Below are 18,484 nucleotides of genomic sequence, written 5' to 3' on the forward strand. Positions count from 1 at the left end.
CATCGGCCGGTTCCGGTCGATACGGGCAACGCGGACTGTTCGGGGTACGGGACGGATGCGGAACTTCTTTCGGAAGCGGCGGTCAGCCGCCGTTGCGGACGACCGGATGTCCAACACGGCCGGTGTTGGGGGCGCTGGAATCACGGGTGGCGGGATCACCGGGCCGGGCGCCGGGGGAGGCAATCCAGCCTTCGGGGCGCCGCCATCCGGACCGCAGATGGCTCGCCCGGCCCAAGGCCAGCACCTGCGGCCGGTCGGCGGGTCGGGGGGCGGTCCCGGCATGGGCTTCACCAACGGTCCGCGAGGGGCCGGCCTCGCGCGGGCTGATGCGATGCCGTCCGACGTGGATCTGCCGCGCTTCACCATGACCGTGAACGGCGGCCTGCGCTCGCCCGGCGCGGTCGGCGCGCCGGCCATGCTGAAGGGGCTGACGCCGGAGCTGAACGGCCTTCTGCGCGAGGCCTTCACGCCGACGCGGCCGAAGCAGCAGCTGAACTCCCTGTTCATCGGGCGCACCGACACGATGAAGCGGATCATCTCCGCCATCGAGGAGGAGCGGGCGCACGTGATCCTGTTCGGCGATCGCGGGCGCGGCAAGACCTCGGTCGCCAACGCCATCGAGAAGATCGCCGGTCAGGCCGGTTACCTGTCGCTGAAGCTGACCTGCAGCGCGGAGCTGAGCTTTGAGGACATCTTCCGGCATTTCCTGAAGAAGATTCCCTCGACCTATTACCGCTCCGGCGTGGACAACCCCTTCGCCGCGCGCCGCAGTTTCAGCAGTTTCAACGAGCTTCTGCCGGAAGGCACGTTCAGCGTGACGGAACTGAACGAGGTTCTGTCCGGCATTCACGCCACGCACGTCCTGCTAATTCTCGACGAGTACGACCGCGTCACCGACGAGGATTTCCGGAACAAGCTGGCGGAGCTGTTCAAGAACCTGACCGACAGCTCGATCCCCGTGACACTTCTGGTCGTCGGCGTGGCGGAAAATCTGGACCAGCTGCTCGGCAAACATCCGTCGATCCAGCGGTCGCTGGTGCCGGTCCATCTGCCGCTGATGAGCGAACAGGAGATCAACCGCCTGATCCAGGCTGGCGCCGAGAACGCCGGCATCACCTTCGCGCCGGATGTGGTCGAACGTATCGGTTCCTTCGTACGGGGCTTGCCCTATTACGCCCAGCTTCTCGGCCTGCATGCGGCGCGCAGCGCAGTCAGCCGTGGATCGACGACGGTGGAACGCGAGGATCTCGCCTACGCGGTCGCCCGCTGCCTGCAGGAAGCGGAACGCGGCATCGTCGACTCCTACGCTCGTGCGCTGGCCGCCGAGCGGCGGGCGGAGCTGGAAGACGTTCTGCTTGCCAGTGCCCTGTGCCCGGCCGACCCCTACGGAACCTTCGATCCCAGGGAATTGGCCGGCCCCGGCGGCACCGAGCCCTCCGGCGATGCCCTGGACTTGCTGGAGCGCCTGACCCGCGAGGACCACGGCGGGGTGCTGACCCAGGTCGTGGAGCCTGGTCTGACCCGCTACCGCTTCCGCAATCAGATGATGCGCCAGTACGTGCTGATGCGTCAGGCCCACGAGCGCGGCCAGATCTAGCGGCCCAGATCTAGCGGCCACGTCCAGCAAGTCACCGACAAGGCCCTCCCTCGCCGCGCGCGAGGGAGGGCTTTTTCATGTTCGGCCGGTTCATGTTCGGCCCGTCACGAATCGAGTGTCATGGCCACCAGCACCGCACCGGCGATGATCGCGCACAGGGTGGCGACGATCAGAAGGCTGCGCAGGAACTGCTTGAACTCCCCCTGCTTCCAAGCGCTGCGCGCGAGCAGCAGCAGGTAGCCGGCCATCATCAACCCAATCAACTGCCAAAGCGTCATGGAGCGGTCCCGAAAACTCATCCGGAGTGAGCGGACACCGTCCGGATGGAGGCGTCAAGCCGCAGTCCGGACGGGTGGGTCTTACTCTTTGAGGATGAAGCCTATGACCTTTGGTTAGCTACCAACTAAGCTATGACTCTGGGCGGAGGGGTTCTCCAGGCGAAGACAACGCCCCTCCATCTTACCCCTTTGCCGAAGGCGTCCCGGGCGATGCAACTCCGATGTGTGCAAACTCGCCTAGATTCGTCCGAAAAGGGCCCTTCTTCGCAAATTGGTGTTAGTTAAAACAAAAATTACTCTTTCGATTGGGTAAGACGAGTACTTTAAAAGTGAGCCCATCACCCCTGATTCGAAAATAGCTTTGCGCATATGCCTAATGCGTTCTTCTTTTAACACCACAGAGTGGTACCGTTCTGAACGACACAGGGGTATGGTCATCCAAAATATCGGCGCGTCCACGCCGTCAAGGGGCACAGGTTGGGCAACCTAGGGTGACTCGTAGCCAACAAGATCGCCCAAGGAAGTCTTGGCAACTTATCCGAAAATCGCGGGAGCTGACCTATGGAACCAGTGCGTGCTTTTCTGATCGACTCCAACAAGCTGTTCCGCGAGGGACTAAAGCGTTTGTTGGACGACTCACCGTTCCAGATCGTCGCCGAGGCCGGCAACCTGCGGGAGGCTCTGAACGCGGTTGAAAATGGTCTTCGTCCCCAACTGATCCTCCTTGACCTCGTGAACGGCGGGGATGAGGAAGCGGAAGGCATGCGTCGCTTGCGCGCCCAGCTTCCCGATGCCCGCATGGTGATCCTGACCAGCGACCTGTGCACCCGCCGCCTCGCCAACGCGCTGGAAGCCGGGGCTGACGGCTACCTGATGAAGGATCTCTCGTCCGACGCGCTGGCCCAGTCGCTGCGGCTGGTGATGATGGGCGAGAAGGTGTTCCCGACCCATCTGGCCGCCCTGCTGATCTCCGGCCGGGTGAACGGCAACGGCACCGACATGCCCGTGTCCCGCAAGGGCCTGTCGCAGCGTGAGGTTCAGATCCTGCGCTGCCTGCTGAACGGCGACAGCAACAAGATGATCGCCAACCACCTGAACATCACCGAGGCGACGGTGAAGGTTCACCTGAAGAGCCTTCTGCGCAAGATCAACGCCTCCAACCGCACCCAGGCGGCCATCTGGGCGCTGAACAACGGCATCGGCGGCGAGTTGGCCGGCGCCGGTGTGGTCGCGGCCGCCGCCGCGCACCAGTAGCGAACACGTCGAGCCGAACCGGGTCGGCCGTCACCGTGGCGGCCGGCCGGCGGCATTCCTGAAAAGCGCCGCACGCAAGATCCGCAACGGGCGGGACCTCGCAAGGTCTCGCCCGTTGCCGTTTTGCATGTTGGAGCCTCTTCACGCCATCGGACACGAAAAAGCCCGCCGAAGCGGGCCTTGCGCCAGTGATGCCCCAGCGGTGCCGAGGTGAGAAGCATTTCGGCACAAAAGCATCCCGGCACGGGGCCGGGATTACGACAGGGACGGGCAGGGAGGTGGACGATCAGGCCCCTGGACGGTGCGCCTGCGCGGCGTGCATGTGCGGCGGAACCATGCCGTCGCGGGCCGATTGCAGGGCACCCTGCTGGCGGGCCGCGAAAACGCCGGCTTCCGTTCGGTTGCGGAAATGCAGCTTCGACAGGACGCTGCGCACCATCGATTTGATGACCGCTTCCGACAGGTCGAGCTGGTTGGCGATGGTCCGGTTGTTCAGCCCCTGGCCGAGCAGGCGGAGCGTTTCGAACTCCGGTTCGGACAGGCGGGGCAGCAGCGTCAGCCGGATCTCGTCCACGCCCAGGCGCGAAAGGAACTGCTTGGGCATCAGGCAGTGGCCCTCAAGCCCCAGGTCGAGCAGTTCGTTGATCCGATCGACGTTGATGTCCTCGAACACCCAGGCGTCGGCGAAGGCGAGGATGTGGGCGGCGTCCAGGAGTTCCCGCGACGACAGCACCACCACGATGCGCGACCGGCGCGACAGGCGCAGGTACACCATCGGCTCGTTCTCGCGCAGCGCCGTGAACTGCTGAAGGCCGATCAGGATCGCGTCCGGCGTCAGCGTGCTCTGCGTCAGTTCCGAGATGTCGTGGAACACGGTGACGCGGTGACGGCCGGCTTTGTCCAGCGCCTGCACCACCGTTTCGGTGAGGGAATTGTTGTCGAGAATCAGGCAGACGTGCATGGGGGTCACCGCGTTGCGGGTCGAGTGCGATGCTTTCTCTTGGGCGTACTCATGGTGCATGTGCATGGGTCAGCTCTGTCTGGAGGAGGCATCCACGGCAGGCCCTTGATTGGGCATTATCGCCGCCTGCGTTCGAGGTTCGTCGGAGGTTGTTTGGGACTTCGATTAAATCCTTCATCGAATATCTCGGATATCATTTTAAAACCTGGAAAAAAACTTGACAGTGCGATAATGAGTTTATAAATTAGGACAGCGCCTCGTAAATCAAACGATAGATTATCATTCAAGATCGTCAAGCACATCTGAATGGTGACCGGCATCCCCCGACCGATAACACCTCCGTGATCATTGGCCCGGAAGGGCAGGTGGGCTCCTACGCAAGGGGGCAGGCTTCCCTATATCCACCGGGTGACCCCGACCGGCGTTGCATGAACCGCAATGGGGGTAGCAAACACAAAGTCAAAATCGATCATGTCGATGTCCCTGCAATTTCACGGGCAGGGCTGTCGCGCGGAGTCGCGCGCGAGTATTTCGGACGGTGAGGTATCACCTCCCAATCGCCATTGGTGCAGCCTCTATGACCAACGGCCGAACCTCCATTTCGTTCCGCAGGGTTCGGCCGTGTCAAAGGTCGTTTTTGCAGCCGCGAATGACCTATGGCCCTTGTCGATATATTGATGCTCTTCCGAATGTGGTAGCAGTCATCCAAGCCAGTTACGGCGAGAGGATGGTCCGGTCACCACGGGGTGACCCGGCCAGAGATCAGGCGAACGGGTCCGCAAGGACCGGCAAACCAGGGTGGACGGGGACCATGAAGATTCTGATCGGTGACGACCATCTGCTTTTCCGTGAAGGCCTGCGTCGGTTGCTGGAGCAGCTGCATTCCGACGCCGTCTTTGTCGAGGCGGGGACGTTTGGGGAAGTTGTCGAGCAGTGCCGCACCGGCGGCAGCTTCGATGTGGTTCTGATGGACCTGCACATGCCGGCGTGGCCCGGTTTCGATGGCCTTCGCGAGGTGCAGAGCCTCCAGCCGGGCGTTCCGGTGGTGGTGATCTCGGCCTCCGAATCGCTGGCCGACATTCGCGGCGCGCTCGACCATGGAGCGACCGGCTACATTCCGAAGTCCAGCAGCGTCAAGGTGATGATGGGCGCGCTGAACCTCGTGTTCTCCGGCGGCATCTACGTCCCGCCCGGCGCGCTCAGCGCCGCGACGGAGGCCGCACCGCGCCGCCGCTCCCTGGACGTCGCCGACCGCAGCAGCGGCTACGGCCTGACCCAGCGCCAGCGCGAGGTGCTGGAATGCCTGCGCGCCGGCAAGTCCAACAAGCAGATCGCCTATGAGCTGGGCCTGTCGGAAGGCACCGTGAAGATCCACGTCACCGCGATCTTCAAGTCGCTGGGCGTAAAGAACCGCACCCAGGCCGTGATCGCTGCCGCCGCCATGGCATCCTGATCGGGCCATCGTGATCGGAGCGATCTGATCGGCCTTCACACGAACGGCGCAAAGGCCGCGCGAGCACACGGACCCCCGTGCTCGGCGGCCTTTTCGATTCCGCTCGCCGGATCACTTCTTATAGTGCGCTGAAACGAACGAGAGGAGGCGACGATGGCGGCGGAAACCCCGGTGTGCGATTTCGGCTGGAAGGCGGTGGACTTCAGCCTGAAGGGCGTGGACGGCAAAACCTACGCCCTCGCCGACGTGCGCGGCCCGCGCGGCACGCTGGTGATGTTCATCTGCAACCACTGTCCCTACGTGAAGGCGGTGATCGGCCGTGTCGTCGCCGAGGCGAACGCGCTGAAGGAGCATGGAATCAACGCCGTCGCCATCATGTCGAACGACACGGACAGCTATCCCGAGGACAGCTTCGACAACATGAAGCGCTTCGCGGCGGAGCATGGCTTCACCTTTCCCTACCTGATCGATGAGACTCAGGGGGTAGCGCGCGCCTACAACGCGGTGTGCACGCCGGACTTCTTCGGCTTCAACGCCGACCTGGAACTGCAATACCGTGGCCGCCTCGATTCCTCGAAGCGGGAGCTGATCGCGGACGCCCCGCGCGAGCTTTACCACGCCATGGTTCGCATCGCCGACACGGGGCAGGGGCCGGCCGACCAGATCCCCAGCATGGGCTGCTCCATCAAATGGCGTGAGCGCCTGACGGGTCCCTGAACAGGTCCCAGGCAGGTCCAGTCGCCGCTTGCGCCTTGACCGCGTGCTTGCGCCAATGCTATCCGGCCCTGTGAACAACCAGAACCGCCCGCCGCGACCGCGCGCGGGCGCCTTTCCACTCGCGCCGCTGTAGGGCCATGAGCGATATTTTCCGCGAAGTCGACGAGGATCTGCGCCGCGACCGCATGGAGGGCTTGTTCAAGCGCTACGGCGGCATCGTGCTGGCCGGGGCGCTGGCGGTCGTTGCCGGCACCGGCGGTTACACCGCGTGGCGCAGCTGGAAGCAGAACCAGCAGCAGCAGGAAACGGTCGACCTCGTCGCCGCCATTTCCCAAACCGGGCAGGGCGCCGACAAGGGTGTGGAGGCGCTGGCCGCCTTCGCCGGCAAGGCCGATCCCGGCATGGCCGCGCTGGCCCAGTTGAACGCCGCCGCCGTTCTGGCCCGCGAGGGCAAGACGGCCGATGCCGTCGCCATCTACGACAAGATCGCCGGCAACGGCGGCGTGAACGCCGTCTACCGCGACCTTGCCACGCTGCTCTCGGTCATGCACCAGCTGGGCAGCGGCGATCCGGGCCAGCTTCAGGCGCGGCTTCAGCCGCTGAGCGCCGACACCAGCCCCTGGCGTTTTTCGGCCCGCGAGATGACCGCCGTGCTCGCCGCCCGCGCCGGCGACAAGGAGAAGGCGCGCACCCTCTTCCAGCAACTGGCGGACGACTCCCAGGCTCCGGCGGGCGTCCGCTCGCGCGCCTCCGACCTCGCCACCCTCTACGGCAAGACCTGATGACCCGCACCGTGACCAAGCCCCGCGCCACCCTGTCGCGCGCCGCCCTGCTGTCCGCCCCGCTGCTCGCCGTCCTGCTCGGCGGCTGCGACACGGTCAACAGCTGGTTCGGCAAGACGCCCGATCCGCCCCTGCCGGGCCAGCGCGTGGCGGTTCTGACGCGCGAACGCAAGATCGAGGCCGATCCGCGCCTTGCCGACGTCGCGGTAACCGTACCGCCGGCCGCGACCAACGCGGCCTGGGCGCAGCCGGGCGGCACGCCGGATCACGCGCTGGGCCATCTGGCGCTGTCCGCGACCCCGGCCGAGGCGTGGCGCGGCGACGTCGGCGCGGGCACCAGCAGCTCGCGCATGCTGCTTTCGACGCCGGTGATCGCCGACGGGCGCATCTTCGCCATGGACGCCGATTCGCACGTCGCGGCGCTCGATGAGCGCAGCGGCCGCCAGCAGTGGCGCATCGACACCCGGCCGGAGCATGAGCGCGGCAGCGCCAGCGGCGGCGGCGTCGCCTACGCCGATGGCCGGGTCTTCGCGGCGACCGGCTACGCCGAGGTTCTGGCGATCGACCCCGCTAACGGCAGCGTGATCTGGCGCAAGCGCGTGCCGGGTCCGGTACGCGGCGCGCCGACCGTGCTGAACGGGCGCGTCTTCGTCCTGACGCTCGACAACCAGCTGGCCGCGCTTTCGGCAACGGACGGCGAGATCCAGTGGACCCACCAGGGCATTCTGGAAACCGCCGGCCTGCTCGGCGCCGCCAGCCCGGCCGCCACGCAGACTCTGGTGATCGCTCCCTATTCGTCGGGCGAACTCTACGGCCTGCGTCCCGAAAACGGCCGCGTCGCCTGGCAGGAGAGCTTGGCCGCAATCCGCCGTGGCGGCGCGCTGAGCAGCCTTGCCGACATCCGCGGCCTTCCGGTCCTGGATCGCGGCGCCGTTTACGCCGTCGGCCATTCCGGCCGCATGGTCGCGGTGGACGAGCGCATCGGCAACCGCGTGTGGGAGACGGAAATCGGCGGCACCCAGACCCCCTGGCTGGCCGGCGACTTCCTGTTCGTCCTGACCAACGATTCGGAGATCGTGGCGGTCACCCGTCAGGCCGGCCGCGTCCGCTGGGTGGCGACGCTCGACCGCTTCAAGGATCCGGAGGACCGCAAGGGGCCGATCACCTGGTCCGGTCCGGTCCTGGCCGGCGGCAAGCTGTGGGTCACCGGCTCGAACGGGCAGATGCTTGCCCTGTCCCCAACGGACGGGCAGGTGGTCAACCGCTATTCCTTGCCGTCGCCCACCTACTTGCCTCCCGTGGTCGCCAACAACACCCTATATGTCCTGGGCGAGAACGGCACGCTGGTCGCGTACCGTTGATCGCCTCGGCTGAATAACCGAAGGCCTCCGGCCACATGTCCTTTACCGTCGCTCTCGTCGGCCGGCCGAATGTCGGCAAGTCGACGCTGTTCAACCGTCTGGCCGGCAAGAAGCTGGCGCTGGTCGACGACACGCCGGGCGTGACGCGCGACTGGCGCTCGGCCCCTGCCCGCATGGGCGGCCTGTCCTTCACCGTCATCGACACGGCGGGCCTGGAGGATGTCACCGACGACAGCCTGGAGGCGCGCATGCGTCGCCAGACCGAACGCGCGCTGGAACGCGCCGACGTTGCGCTGTTCATCATCGACGCCCGCGCCGGCATCACGCCGCTCGACCGGCACTTCGCGGCCCTGCTGCGCAAGGGCAAGACGCCGGTCATCCTGGTCGCCAACAAGGCGGAAGGGAAGGCGGGCGCGCCCGGCCTGTACGAGTCCTTCGAACTCGGCCTTGGCGAACCCATTCCGCTGTCCGCCGAGCATGGCGAGGGCATGGCCGACCTCGTCCAGGCCCTGATGCCCTACGCGAAAGAGGAGGAAAAGGCCGAGGAGGCCGCCGCCGTTGCCGAGGGCGAGGAGCTTCCCATCGGCGACCAGCCCGAGCCGGAGGAAGAGAAGACCCGGCCCATCCAGATCGCCATCGTCGGCCGCCCGAACGTCGGCAAGTCCACGCTGCTGAACAGCCTGATCGGGGAGGAGCGCGTGCTGACCGGCCCCGAAGCCGGCATGACGCGCGACGCCATCACCGTCGATTGGGAATGGCGCGGTCGCAAGTTCAAGCTGGTGGACACCGCCGGCATGCGCAAGCGCGCGCGGGTCGAAGCGAAGGTGGAGAAGCTGGCCGTCGCCGACGCGCTGCGCGTCATCCGGCTGGCCAACGTCGTCGTGCTGGTGGTGGACGCCAGCCAGATTCTCGACAAGCAAGACCTGACCATCGCCCGCATGGTGGTGGAGGAGGGCCGCGCGCTCGTTCTCGCCGTGAACAAGTGGGACGCGGTCGAGGATCGCGCCATGGCGCTGCGCCAGGTGGAGGACAAGCTCCAGGCGGCGCTGGCCCAGATCAAGGGCGTGGAGGTCGTGACCATCTCCGCCCTGCACGGCAAGAAGCTGGACACGCTGCTCGATTCCGTTCTGGCGACCTACGCGCAGTGGAACCGCCGCATTCCCACAGCCCAGCTGAACCGCTGGATCGGGGGCGTGCTGGAACACCACCCGCCGCCGCTGGTCGAGGGCCGGCGCGTGAAGATCCGCTACGTGACGCAGGTGAAGACCCGCCCGCCAACCTTTGCGCTGTTCGTGAACAAGCCGCTGGACCTGCCGGAGAGCTATCACCGCTATCTGATCAGCCATTTGCGCGATACGTTCGAACTGCCGGGCGTGCCGGTGCGCCTGCTGCTGCGCAAGGGCAAAAACCCCTACGCCGACGATTGAGCCTTTTCAAAGCAAGCCCCTCTCCCGCCGCGCGTGGGAGAGGGGCTTTTTTGTGCGCGTGAAAAGTACCGCCGGCATTTCCATCGCCCCCGATCCGAATTGCTTCGAAATTCGAACCATTTCGCGAAGGAACTGCCGGCGGAGTTCAAGTAAATGCCGAAATAGACGCTGTACAGGATGTGTTTTCATTAGGTCATTGAACGCTCTCCATTGCAACTCACCTTCGAAAGGAGTAGTCTTTTGAAGATGAGGCATAATGCCTCGGTTGGCTGAGTGTTGACCCGAAAGCCTGAGGCGGCCCATGGCCGGTAGGCCGAGGGCGGAGGTCGGGCCATGACGGCGCATCCTGTTCCCACGCTTCCCGTTTCCAGTGGTTTCCTGCATCGGCTGAAACGCGACGAAGGCGGCGCCATCGCCGTCATGGTGGCGCTGTTGATGTCGGTGCTGCTCGGGATGCTGAGCTTGGGTGTCGAATACGGCTCCTGGTACGCGGCACGCCGGCAGTTGCAGACCGCCGCCGACGCGGCGGCCTTGGCGGCGGCGCTTGAGCGGGCACGCGGCAGCGCCGATTCGGTGCTTCCGGTGGCGCAGCGGGAGGCGTTGCGAAACGGCCTCGCCGAAGCTCTCGACGAGGGGGCGGTTGAAATCAACATACCGCCGACTCTCGGCGCCATGGCCGGCAACGCCAACGCGGTGGAAGCCATCCTTCACGACCGCCGGGAACTGCTGTTCGCCAGCCTGTTCCTCGACCACGATCCGGTCATTTCGGCGCGCGCGGTGGTCTCCATCGCTAACGGCGGCCAAGCCTGCGTGCTGGCGCTGGCCCCGCAGGCAGCGGGCGCCATCAAGGGGCGCGGCACCGCCGATGTCGAGATGAAGGGGTGCTTGCTGGCGGCCAACTCCGTGAGCTCCACCGCCATAGACCTGAGCGGCAACGTCAGCGTCAACGCGAAATCCCTGTGGACGGCCGGTGGAATGTCCCAGTCGGGAAGCGTGAACGTCACGCTGGCCGAGCCTCCCACGACCCGTGGGGCGGTGCTCGCCGATCCCTACGCCGGAGTCCAGGTCGGCGCGGTTCCCGCCTGCACCTTCCAGAACGAAGTCAAGGTCAACAAGGACAAGGAATTGGAACCGGGCGTCTACTGTGGTGGCCTGTCGATTTCCGGCAAGGCCGAGGTCACCCTGAAGCCGGGCACCTACTACATCGTCGATGGCGATCTGACGATTTCCGGCGGCACCATCACTGGCGACTATGACAAGACGACGGACGGCGTCACCTTCGTCCTGACGACGCGCGGCACGCAGGGCAACAACATCGGCACCGTCCGCATCAACGGCAACACCAGCATCGATCTGCGGGCGCCGTCCGATCCCGGCGCCCCGTTCCGTGGCCTTCTCTTCTATCAGGACCGCCGCGCGCCAGTGAGCGGGCGGAACGTCTTCAACGGGACCGCCGAGATGAGCCTCCAAGGGGCGATGTACTTCCCGGTGCAGGACATCGACTGGGCTGGCAACAACGCCTCGGCCGCAGCAGGTTGCATCCAGGTCGTGGCGCGGACGGTGACGTTCACCGGCACGGCGGCGCTGGGCGCCGACCATTGCGGCGACCGGGGCGAGCGGCCGATCCGGATGGGTATGACGCGGCTCAGCGAGTGAGGCAGGCCATGCCGATGTTCCCGCCAAAGGCCAAAGACCATGCGCGCCGCTTCTGGCGTGACCGCCGGGGGGCGGCCGGGGTGGAATTCGCCCTGACCGCGCCCATCCTGATCGCCATTTTCGCCGTCGCCATCGATCTCGGCCGCGCGATTTACGACGACATGTCGCTGGCTTCGGCGGCGCGCGCCGGGGTGCAGTATGCCCGCGCGCGGCCGGACGATATTGCCGGAGCCAAGGCGACGGCGCTGGGCGGTGGCGGCCTGTCCGCCGAAGCCGCGGTCGAAACCGCCACCTTCTGCGAATGCCCAAGCGGCGAGGCGGCGGACTGCACCGACTCCTGCCCGGACGGTCCGCTGTTCACCTTCGTGTCGGTGTCGGTGTCGCAGCCCTACCGGCCGATCTTTCCGTATCCCGGTGTTCCTGGCGAAATCCTGCTGCAAAAGCAGGCCGTGCTGCGGGCCTCGTGAGGAAAGGGGGCGCCATGATCCGGCTCTTCCGCGCGCGTGATGGCTCGACCGCCGTCGAGTTCGCCGTCATCCTGCCGCTGTTCTTCGTGCTGGTTTTCACCAGCATCGAATTCGCGCGCTTCTATTGGGTGCGCAGCACGGTTCAGTTCGCCGTGGAAGAGGCCGCGCGCTACGCCATGGTGTCCGGGGGCGACGACGAGGCGATCACCAAGCGCGCGCGGGAGCGCGCCTCCACCCTCGACCAGGCAAGTCTGACGGTGGACGTGGAACGCGAAGTGTCCGGCGGCGTCGCCTACGTCGCGGTGGAGGCCCGCTACGACTGGCCGTCCGCCGCGTTCACCGGCTACTTTCCAAGGGAACTGCGATACGCGACCGGCCGCGCCCGCGTTCCCCTGGTCAACTGACAGCGCCCTTACTGGGCCGCCACGACGTCGCCGTGGCGGGTGCAGGCCGGCTCCGCCAGCTCGACAAAACGCTCCGTGATACCGTCCGGCTGGGCCAGGGTGTTCTGATCCTCGCCAGGGAAGGCCTGCATGCGCAGCTTGGTGGCGACCACGCCGGGGTCGATCAGGTTCACGCGCAGGTTCGACTTGGCGATTTCCATCGCGTAGGTCTTCACCATCATGTCTAGCGCCGCCTTGCTGGCGCCGTACGGGCTCCAGTAGGGATAGGGGGCGGTGGCCGCGCCGGAGGTCACGAAGATCGCGCGCCCGGCGTCCGACGCGCGCAACAGCCGGTCGAAGGAGCGGATCAGGCGGTAGTTGGCCGTGACGTTCACGTCCATAACCCGCTGCCACAGCTTCGGGTCATAGTGGGCGACCGGGCCCAGGGCTTCCAGCACGCCGGCGTTGCCGACCAGGATGTCCAGCTTCCCGAACCGCTCGAAGATCGAATAGCCGAGCTGGTCGATCTTGTCGAACTGCCGCAGGTCGAGCGGGACCAGCGTGGCGTTCTTTCCCGTCGCCTTTAGGATCGCGTCGTCGGTCTCCTCCAGGCCGCCGACCGTGCGGGCGGTCAGGATGACATGGGCGCCCTCGGCGGCGAAGCGCTTGGCGACGGCGGCGCCGATGCCGCGCGACGCGCCGGTGATGAGGGCGATGCGGCCGGAAAGACGGGACATGGGGCGGGCTCGATCTGGGGGTGGGATGTTCGTGAAGCCCTTCTCCCCTTGGGGAGAGGGGCAGGGTGAGGGGAAAACGTCGGCCACGCCGGGCCTTTTGCCGGCCTGTCGGCCGCCCCCTCATCCCAAACCCTTCTCCCCCCATTCTTATGATTGGGGGGAGAAGGGCTTACCTTAAGCGCGGATGCGGACGTTCGCCTCGGTCGGCGGGCTGTCCAGCGCGTCGGTCAGCTGGATCGGGTACTCGCCGGTGAAGCAGGCGTCGCAGAAGCGCAGGTTGTTCGGGTCGCGCTTCGCCTCGCCCATGGCCCGGTAGAGACCGTCCAGCGAGATGAAGGCGAGGCTGTCCGCCTGGATGAAGTCGCGCATCTCTTCCACCGACATGCGGTGGGCGAGCAGCTTGCTCTGCTCCGGCGTGTCGATGCCGTAGAAGCAGGGGTGCGAGGTCGGCGGGCTGGAAATGCGCATGTGCACCTCCTTGGCTCCGGCCGAGCGCACCATCTCCACGATCTTCTTGGAGGTCGTGCCGCGCACGATGCTGTCGTCCACCAGCACCACCCGCTTGCCCTCGATCATGGCGCGGTTGGCGTTGTGCTTCAGCTTCACGCCCAGATGGCGGATCTGGTCGGTCGGCTCGATGAAGGTGCGGCCGACATAGTGGTTGCGGATGATGCCCAGCTCGAACGGCACGCCGCTCTGGGTGGCGTAGCCGATGGCCGCCGGCACGCCGCTGTCCGGCACCGGCACGACCACGTCGGCCTCGATGCCCGACTCGCGGGCCAGTTCCGCGCCGATGCGCTGGCGCGCGTTGTAGACGGAGTTGCCCTCCATCACGCTGTCCGGCCGCGCGAAGTAGATGTACTCGAAGATGCAGAAGCGGCGGCCCTGCGGCTGGAACGGACGCAGGCTGTGCACGCCGGCCTCGTCCAGCACGACCATCTCGCCCGGCTCGACGTCGCGGACATACTCGGCGCCGACGATGTCCAGCGCGCAGGTCTCGCTGGTCAGGATGTGCGTGTCGCCCAGCTTGCCCAGCACCAGCGGACGGACGCCCAGCGGGTCGCGCACGCCGATCACCTTGTTCGCGGTCAGCGCGACCAGCGAGAAGGCGCCCTCGACCTGCCGCACCGCCTCGATCAGGCGATCGACGGGCGAACCGCCGCGCGCGATCGCCATCAGGTGGACGATCACCTCGGTGTCGGTGGTGGACTGGAACAGGCAGCCGCGGCGGACCAGCTGGCGGCGCAGGGTCTGCGCGTTGGTCAGGTTGCCGTTGTGGGCCAGCGCAAAGCCGCCGAACTCGAAGTCGGCGTAGAGCGGCTGGACGTTGCGGATGGTGGTGTCGCCGGTGGTGGCGTAGCGGACGTGGCCGATGGCCTGCGGGCCCTTCAGCTTGGCGATGATCGCTTCCGACGAGAAATGGTCGCCGACCAGACCCAGCGCGTGCTGCTGGTGGAAGCGGTCGCCGTCGAAGCTGACGATGCCGCACGCCTCCTGGCCGCGATGCTGCAGCGCGTGCAGGCCAAGCGCCGTGATGGCACCGGCCTGGGCGTGGCTGTAGATGCCGAACACGCCGCACTCCTCGCGCAGCTTGTCGTCGTCGAACGGATGCGTCGTCAGCATCGAAGGGTCCTCGTCCTGCTCGGGCGTCATGAAAATAAGTCGCGTCGTCAACGGGCGCGTCAGCGCGCGTTCTGGATCAATCGCTCAAGATCGCCACGGTCCCGATCCTTATAGCCGGTATCGGGCTGCGGCGCACCACCGGTCTTGGAGGCGCCGGGAACCGGAGTCGACAGCCGGTCCAGCGCCTCCTTCGCCTCGATGGCCTGACGCGCGCGGTCGCGCGCCATGTCCATGTGGCCGAGCCCGTCCTTGCGCAGGTTCTCGGGCACGAATTCGTAGATCATGCCGGCGCCGGCGGCCAGCAGCGGCCGGGTCTTGGCGGTTTGCAGCCAGGCCGGGTGCTCGGCCGGGTTCGGCACCAGCCAGGCGAAGAACAGGTAGGCGACCGAAGCAAGAATCGCGCCCTTCAGCAGGCCGAACACGAAGCCCAGCGAACGGTCCAGCGCCGACAGCCCGGAATTCTGCACGCCGCGCGACACCGCGCGCCCCAGGATCGTGAAGACCACGAGGCTGACCACGAAGACCGCCACGGCCGACACCGCGTAGGCCGCCATCTCGATCCGGATGTGCTGCTGGGCGAGCGGCAGGACGTAAGGCAGGGCGTACATCGTCACGATGGCGGCGCCGGCCCAGGCCGCGACCGACAGCACCTCGGCCACCATGCCGCGCGTGAAGGCCAGAAGTGCGGCCAGCAGAAGCACGACGATGACGGCGAGATCCGCCGGATTGATTGGGAAAGTCTCCATAACGCCGCTCAGCCCCTCAGTGCCACTCACTGCCTCAATCGCGCCGGTGCGTTGCCTGGAACAGAGGCATCAGCTCGCCCAGGTGATGCAGTTCCACCGTCTTCAGGCCGCCGTCGTTGCGGCTGGCCCTTTGGCCGTTCCGTCTAGCCGGAAAGATGGCCGTTGAAAACCCCAGCTTTGCGGCTTCCTTCAGGCGGGTGTCGCTCTGGCCCACCGCGCGCACCTCGCCGGACAGACCGATCTCCCCGAAAACCACGGCGTCCGCCGGCACCGGCTCGCCGGTCAGCGACGACACCAACGCCGCCGCGACGGCGAGGTCCGCCGCCGGTTCCGTGATCCGCAGGCCGCCCGCGACGTTCAAATAGACGTCGTTGGCGCCGATCTGCACGCCGCAGCGCGCCTCCAGCACCGCCAGAACCATGGCGAGCCGCGCCGAATCCCAGCCGACCACCGCGCGGCGCGGCGTGCCGAGCGGCGAGGGCGCAACCAGCGCCTGCACCTCCACCAGCACGGGGCGCGTGCCCTCCATTCCGGCGAAGACGGCGGCACCCGACACGTCGCCGCGCCGTTCGGCCAGGAACAGGGCGGAGGGGTTGGCGACCTCGCCCAGGCCGCCGTCGGTCATCTCGAACACGCCGATCTCGTCGGTCGGGCCGAAGCGGTTCTTGACCGCGCGCAGGATGCGGAACTGGTGGCCGCGCTCGCCTTCGAAATACAGCACCGTGTCCACCATGTGCTCCAGCACGCGGGGGCCGGCGATCATGCCTTCCTTGGTGACGTGCCCGACCAGCAGCAGCACGACGCCGCGGCGCTTGGCCGCGCGAATCAACTCCTGGGCCGAGGCGCGGACCTGCGCCACCGTGCCCGGCGCGCTGTCCAGATTGTCCACATACATCGTCTGAATGGAGTCGATGACGATGATGTCCGGCCCGTCCGCCGCGTCCATCGACGCCACGATGTCGCGCACACTGGTGGCCGATGCCAGCTGAACCGGCGCCGCGACGCAGCCCAGCCGCAGCGCGCGCAGCCGCACCTGATCGACCGCCTCTTCGCCCGACACGTAGGCGCAGCGGTGGTCCTGCGCCAGCCGCGCCGTCGCCTGGAGGAGAAGCGTGGACTTGCCGATGCCCGGATCGCCGCCGATCAGGATCGCGGAGCCGGGCACCAGCCCGCCGCCGCACACGCGGTCGAACTCGGCGATGTTGGTCAGACGGCGGGGCGGCGCCTCGCTGGTGCCGGCCAGCCCGACGAAGTCCAGCCGGCGCCCGCGCGCGCTGCCCAACCCCTTGGGCGCGCTTTCCGGAGCGGCTTCTTCGACGAGCGTGTTCCATTCGCCGCACGCGTCGCAGCGTCCCGCCCATTTCGGGAAGGTCGCACCGCACGACTGGCAGGCGTAGCGGGTTGAGGGCTTGGCCAAAGGTATAGCAGCGTCTAGGGGCGGAGGCGCCCCACATATAGCAAGCCCCCGCCGCAAATCCTATGCCCTAGGTCCCAAAAACTGGGGCTTTTCTCGGACCGTTCCGGTGTTAGGTTCTACGCCCGGACAGCCGAGGATGGCGTTGGGGGCGGAGAAGACCGTGAGTGACGACGATGACGAACACAGGTGAGTACGTGGCTGATAGGGAAGGGCGGCGCATTCCGCTGCACGGGGCTGAGGAATTCGAGGCGATGCGCAAATCCGGCCGGCTGGCCGCGGCGACGCTGGACTACATCACCCCCTACGTGGTGCCGGGGGTCAGCACCGGGCAGCTCGACCGGCTGATCGAAGCCTTCATGCGCGACAACGGCGCGATCCCGGCGACCATCGGCTACAAGGGCTACCAGCACGCCAGCTGCATTTCGCCCAACCATGTCGTCAACCACGGCATTCCCAGCGACGACAAGACGCTGGTCGATGGCGACATCGTCAACATCGACGTGACGGTGATCCTCGACGGCTGGTACGGCGACAACAGCCGCATGTACTTCGTCGGCGAGAAGATCGGCGTGAAGGCGCGCAAGCTGGTGGACATCACCTACAAGGCGATGATGGCCGGGATCGCCGCCGCCAAGCCCGGCAACACGCTGGGCGACATCGGCCACGCCATCCAGACTCTGGCCGAATCCCACCGTTACGGCGTGGTGCGCGACTTCGGCGGACACGGCATCGGCCGTGTCTTCCATGACGCGCCGCACGTGGACCATTTCGGCAAGCGCGGCACCGGGGTGCTGCTGAAGCCCGGCATGGTCTTCACCATCGAGCCGATGCTGAACGCCGGCAAGCCGGACGTGAAGATCTTGTCCGATGGCTGGACCACCGTGACCCGCGACCGGTCCCTGTCCGCCCAGTTCGAACATCAGGTCGGCATCACCGAGGACGGCTGTGAGATCTTCACCCTGTCCCCCGCCGGTTACACCCAGCCGCCCTATTGTGTTTCCGCTCCATGACCGAGGAACTGAAGCCCTGGACGGTGCTCGACCGCCGCATTCTGCTGGACGCCAGCCCATTTCTGCGCGTCCACGAGGAAACCATCGAACTCCCCGATGGCCGCCGGATCGAGAGCTTTTACCAAGTGGATCAAAACGACTTCGTCCTGATGTTCGTGGAGGACGAGGCCGGCCGTTCCCTGATGCTGCGCCAGTACAAGCACGGCGCCCGGCGCGTCAGCCTGACCTTTCCGGCGGGGATGATGGCCCCCGGCGAGGACCCGCTGGCCGCCGCGAAGCGGGAACTGCTGGAGGAAACCGGCTACGAGGCCGCCGACTGGACGGCGTTCGGCTCCTACGTGATGCAGGGCAACCACCGTGGCTGCGCCTGCCACATGTTCCACGCGCGCGGCGCCCGCAAGGTCGCCGAGGCAGACTCCGGCGACCTGGAGGAGATGCGCCTGGAACTCCTCACCCGCGCGGAACTGATCGAAGCCGCGGCGGCGGGCGATTATGCCTTCCTGCCGATGATCGCCATGCTCGGCGCCGTCCTTCTGCCCGAACTGCGCGAAAGTCTCGCCCGCTCCGCATCGAATCCGTAGCTTCGTCTCCCTGCGACACCCCGCGTCGTTGCGT

At 66.6% G+C, this 18,484-nt stretch carries 18 protein-coding genes; 12 read left to right on the forward strand and 6 right to left on the reverse strand.

Annotated features, from left to right (window positions below; all coding sequences use genetic code 11):
• Nucleotides 1–217 precede the first annotated feature (217 nt).
• The gene (locus J2852_RS21400) at nt 218–1,597 is read left to right on the forward strand and encodes an ATP-binding protein (RefSeq protein ID WP_246499893.1); all 1,380 of its coding nucleotides are present in this window, start codon (nt 218–220) and stop codon (nt 1,595–1,597) included.
• Nucleotides 1,598–1,701: 104 nt separating this feature from the next.
• Here J2852_RS21400 and J2852_RS21405 read toward each other — a convergent pair whose 3' ends face one another.
• The gene (locus J2852_RS21405) at nt 1,702–1,875 is read right to left on the reverse strand and encodes a hypothetical protein (protein WP_209879450.1); all 174 of its coding nucleotides are present in this window, start codon (nt 1,873–1,875) and stop codon (nt 1,702–1,704) included.
• Between the two features lie 561 nt (nt 1,876–2,436).
• Between J2852_RS21405 and J2852_RS21410 the strand changes: the two genes are divergently transcribed.
• Entirely contained in the window at nt 2,437–3,129 is a 693-nt protein-coding gene (locus J2852_RS21410; protein ID WP_209879453.1) for a LuxR C-terminal-related transcriptional regulator, read from the forward strand.
• Nucleotides 3,130–3,415: 286 nt separating this feature from the next.
• Here the strand turns inward: J2852_RS21410 and J2852_RS21415 are convergent, their stop codons facing one another.
• Complete coding sequence (locus tag J2852_RS21415; protein ID WP_246499894.1) at nt 3,416–4,156, reverse strand: response regulator transcription factor; 741 nt, start codon at nt 4,154–4,156, stop codon at nt 3,416–3,418.
• A 745-nt stretch (nt 4,157–4,901) separates the two neighbouring features.
• Here J2852_RS21415 and J2852_RS21420 point away from each other — a divergent pair.
• The 8 genes from J2852_RS21420 to J2852_RS21455 all read left to right on the forward strand — a co-directional run bounded on the left by J2852_RS21420 (nt 4,902) and on the right by J2852_RS21455 (nt 12,357).
• Nucleotides 4,902–5,543, forward strand: a complete 642-nt coding sequence (locus tag J2852_RS21420; RefSeq protein WP_209879456.1) for a response regulator transcription factor — start codon at nt 4,902–4,904, stop codon at nt 5,541–5,543.
• 153 nt (nt 5,544–5,696) lie between these two features.
• Entirely contained in the window at nt 5,697–6,260 is a 564-nt protein-coding gene (locus J2852_RS21425; RefSeq protein WP_209879459.1) for a thioredoxin family protein, read from the forward strand.
• 137 nt (nt 6,261–6,397) lie between these two features.
• The gene (locus J2852_RS21430; protein ID WP_209879462.1) at nt 6,398–7,042 is read left to right on the forward strand and encodes a tetratricopeptide repeat protein; all 645 of its coding nucleotides are present in this window, start codon (nt 6,398–6,400) and stop codon (nt 7,040–7,042) included.
• Nucleotides 7,042–8,403, forward strand: coding sequence for an outer membrane protein assembly factor BamB family protein (locus tag J2852_RS21435; protein WP_209879465.1), 1,362 nt, complete (start codon nt 7,042–7,044; stop codon nt 8,401–8,403). The genes J2852_RS21430 and J2852_RS21435 overlap by 1 nt, the downstream gene beginning before the upstream one ends.
• A gap of 35 nt (nt 8,404–8,438) precedes the next feature.
• Complete coding sequence (der, locus tag J2852_RS21440) at nt 8,439–9,830, forward strand: ribosome biogenesis GTPase Der (protein ID WP_209879468.1); 1,392 nt, start codon at nt 8,439–8,441, stop codon at nt 9,828–9,830.
• Between the two features lie 333 nt (nt 9,831–10,163).
• The gene (locus J2852_RS21445) at nt 10,164–11,486 is read left to right on the forward strand and encodes a pilus assembly protein TadG-related protein (protein WP_209879471.1); all 1,323 of its coding nucleotides are present in this window, start codon (nt 10,164–10,166) and stop codon (nt 11,484–11,486) included.
• An 8-nt stretch (nt 11,487–11,494) separates the two neighbouring features.
• The gene (locus tag J2852_RS21450; protein WP_209879475.1) at nt 11,495–11,953 is read left to right on the forward strand and encodes a TadE/TadG family type IV pilus assembly protein; all 459 of its coding nucleotides are present in this window, start codon (nt 11,495–11,497) and stop codon (nt 11,951–11,953) included.
• Between the two features lie 14 nt (nt 11,954–11,967).
• Nucleotides 11,968–12,357 (forward strand): TadE/TadG family type IV pilus assembly protein, encoded by a 390-nt coding sequence (locus J2852_RS21455; RefSeq protein WP_209879478.1) that lies wholly within the window; start codon nt 11,968–11,970, stop codon nt 12,355–12,357.
• 8 nt (nt 12,358–12,365) lie between these two features.
• Here the strand turns inward: J2852_RS21455 and J2852_RS21460 are convergent, their stop codons facing one another.
• The 4 genes from J2852_RS21460 to radA all read right to left on the reverse strand — a co-directional run bounded on the left by J2852_RS21460 (nt 12,366) and on the right by radA (nt 16,859).
• Entirely contained in the window at nt 12,366–13,073 is a 708-nt protein-coding gene (locus tag J2852_RS21460; protein WP_209879480.1) for an SDR family NAD(P)-dependent oxidoreductase, read from the reverse strand.
• Nucleotides 13,074–13,247: 174 nt separating this feature from the next.
• A complete protein-coding gene (purF, locus tag J2852_RS21465) occupies nt 13,248–14,696 on the reverse strand; it encodes an amidophosphoribosyltransferase (RefSeq protein ID WP_209879483.1) in 1,449 nt (482 codons plus the stop codon).
• A gap of 59 nt (nt 14,697–14,755) precedes the next feature.
• On the reverse strand, nt 14,756–15,442 hold the full coding sequence (locus tag J2852_RS21470; protein ID WP_209879486.1) for a CvpA family protein: 687 nt from the start codon (nt 15,440–15,442) through the stop codon (nt 14,756–14,758).
• Nucleotides 15,443–15,476: 34 nt separating this feature from the next.
• Nucleotides 15,477–16,859, reverse strand: a complete 1,383-nt coding sequence (radA, locus tag J2852_RS21475) for a DNA repair protein RadA (protein WP_209879488.1) — start codon at nt 16,857–16,859, stop codon at nt 15,477–15,479.
• Between the two features lie 173 nt (nt 16,860–17,032).
• On the opposite strand from radA, the gene map reads away from it, so the two are divergent.
• Both map and J2852_RS21485 read left to right on the forward strand, forming a co-directional pair.
• On the forward strand, nt 17,033–17,869 hold the full coding sequence (gene map, locus J2852_RS21480; protein WP_209879491.1) for a type I methionyl aminopeptidase: 837 nt from the start codon (nt 17,033–17,035) through the stop codon (nt 17,867–17,869).
• Nucleotides 17,866–18,450: an NUDIX hydrolase gene (locus J2852_RS21485; RefSeq protein ID WP_209879493.1), complete on the forward strand. Its 585-nt coding sequence runs from the start codon at nt 17,866–17,868 to the stop codon at nt 18,448–18,450. The genes map and J2852_RS21485 overlap by 4 nt, the downstream gene beginning before the upstream one ends.
• Nucleotides 18,451–18,484 lie beyond the last annotated feature (34 nt).

The organism is Azospirillum soli (genome assembly GCF_017876165.1).
GTDB lineage: Bacteria > Pseudomonadota > Alphaproteobacteria > Azospirillales > Azospirillaceae > Azospirillum > Azospirillum soli.

Excerpts from the sequence above, each read along its gene's own strand:
- J2852_RS21400 (WP_246499893.1), top strand. The coding sequence starts at position 218 with ATGGCTCGCCCGGCCCAAGGCCAGCACCTGCGGCCGGTCGGCGGGTCG.
- J2852_RS21405 (WP_209879450.1), bottom strand. The coding sequence starts at position 1,875 with ATGACGCTTTGGCAGTTGATTGGGTTGATGATGGCCGGCTACCTGCTG.
- J2852_RS21410 (WP_209879453.1), top strand. The coding sequence starts at position 2,437 with ATGGAACCAGTGCGTGCTTTTCTGATCGACTCCAACAAGCTGTTCCGC.
- J2852_RS21415 (WP_246499894.1), bottom strand. The coding sequence starts at position 4,156 with ATGCACATGCACCATGAGTACGCCCAAGAGAAAGCATCGCACTCGACC.
- J2852_RS21420 (WP_209879456.1), top strand. The coding sequence starts at position 4,902 with ATGAAGATTCTGATCGGTGACGACCATCTGCTTTTCCGTGAAGGCCTG.
- J2852_RS21425 (WP_209879459.1), top strand. The coding sequence starts at position 5,697 with ATGGCGGCGGAAACCCCGGTGTGCGATTTCGGCTGGAAGGCGGTGGAC.
- J2852_RS21430 (WP_209879462.1), top strand. The coding sequence starts at position 6,398 with ATGAGCGATATTTTCCGCGAAGTCGACGAGGATCTGCGCCGCGACCGC.
- J2852_RS21435 (WP_209879465.1), top strand. The coding sequence starts at position 7,042 with ATGACCCGCACCGTGACCAAGCCCCGCGCCACCCTGTCGCGCGCCGCC.
- der (WP_209879468.1), top strand. The coding sequence starts at position 8,439 with ATGTCCTTTACCGTCGCTCTCGTCGGCCGGCCGAATGTCGGCAAGTCG.
- J2852_RS21445 (WP_209879471.1), top strand. The coding sequence starts at position 10,164 with ATGACGGCGCATCCTGTTCCCACGCTTCCCGTTTCCAGTGGTTTCCTG.
- J2852_RS21450 (WP_209879475.1), top strand. The coding sequence starts at position 11,495 with ATGCCGATGTTCCCGCCAAAGGCCAAAGACCATGCGCGCCGCTTCTGG.
- J2852_RS21455 (WP_209879478.1), top strand. The coding sequence starts at position 11,968 with ATGATCCGGCTCTTCCGCGCGCGTGATGGCTCGACCGCCGTCGAGTTC.
- J2852_RS21460 (WP_209879480.1), bottom strand. The coding sequence starts at position 13,073 with ATGTCCCGTCTTTCCGGCCGCATCGCCCTCATCACCGGCGCGTCGCGC.
- purF (WP_209879483.1), bottom strand. The coding sequence starts at position 14,696 with ATGCTGACGACGCATCCGTTCGACGACGACAAGCTGCGCGAGGAGTGC.
- J2852_RS21470 (WP_209879486.1), bottom strand. The coding sequence starts at position 15,442 with ATGGAGACTTTCCCAATCAATCCGGCGGATCTCGCCGTCATCGTCGTG.
- map (WP_209879491.1), top strand. The coding sequence starts at position 17,033 with ATGACGAACACAGGTGAGTACGTGGCTGATAGGGAAGGGCGGCGCATT.
- J2852_RS21485 (WP_209879493.1), top strand. The coding sequence starts at position 17,866 with ATGACCGAGGAACTGAAGCCCTGGACGGTGCTCGACCGCCGCATTCTG.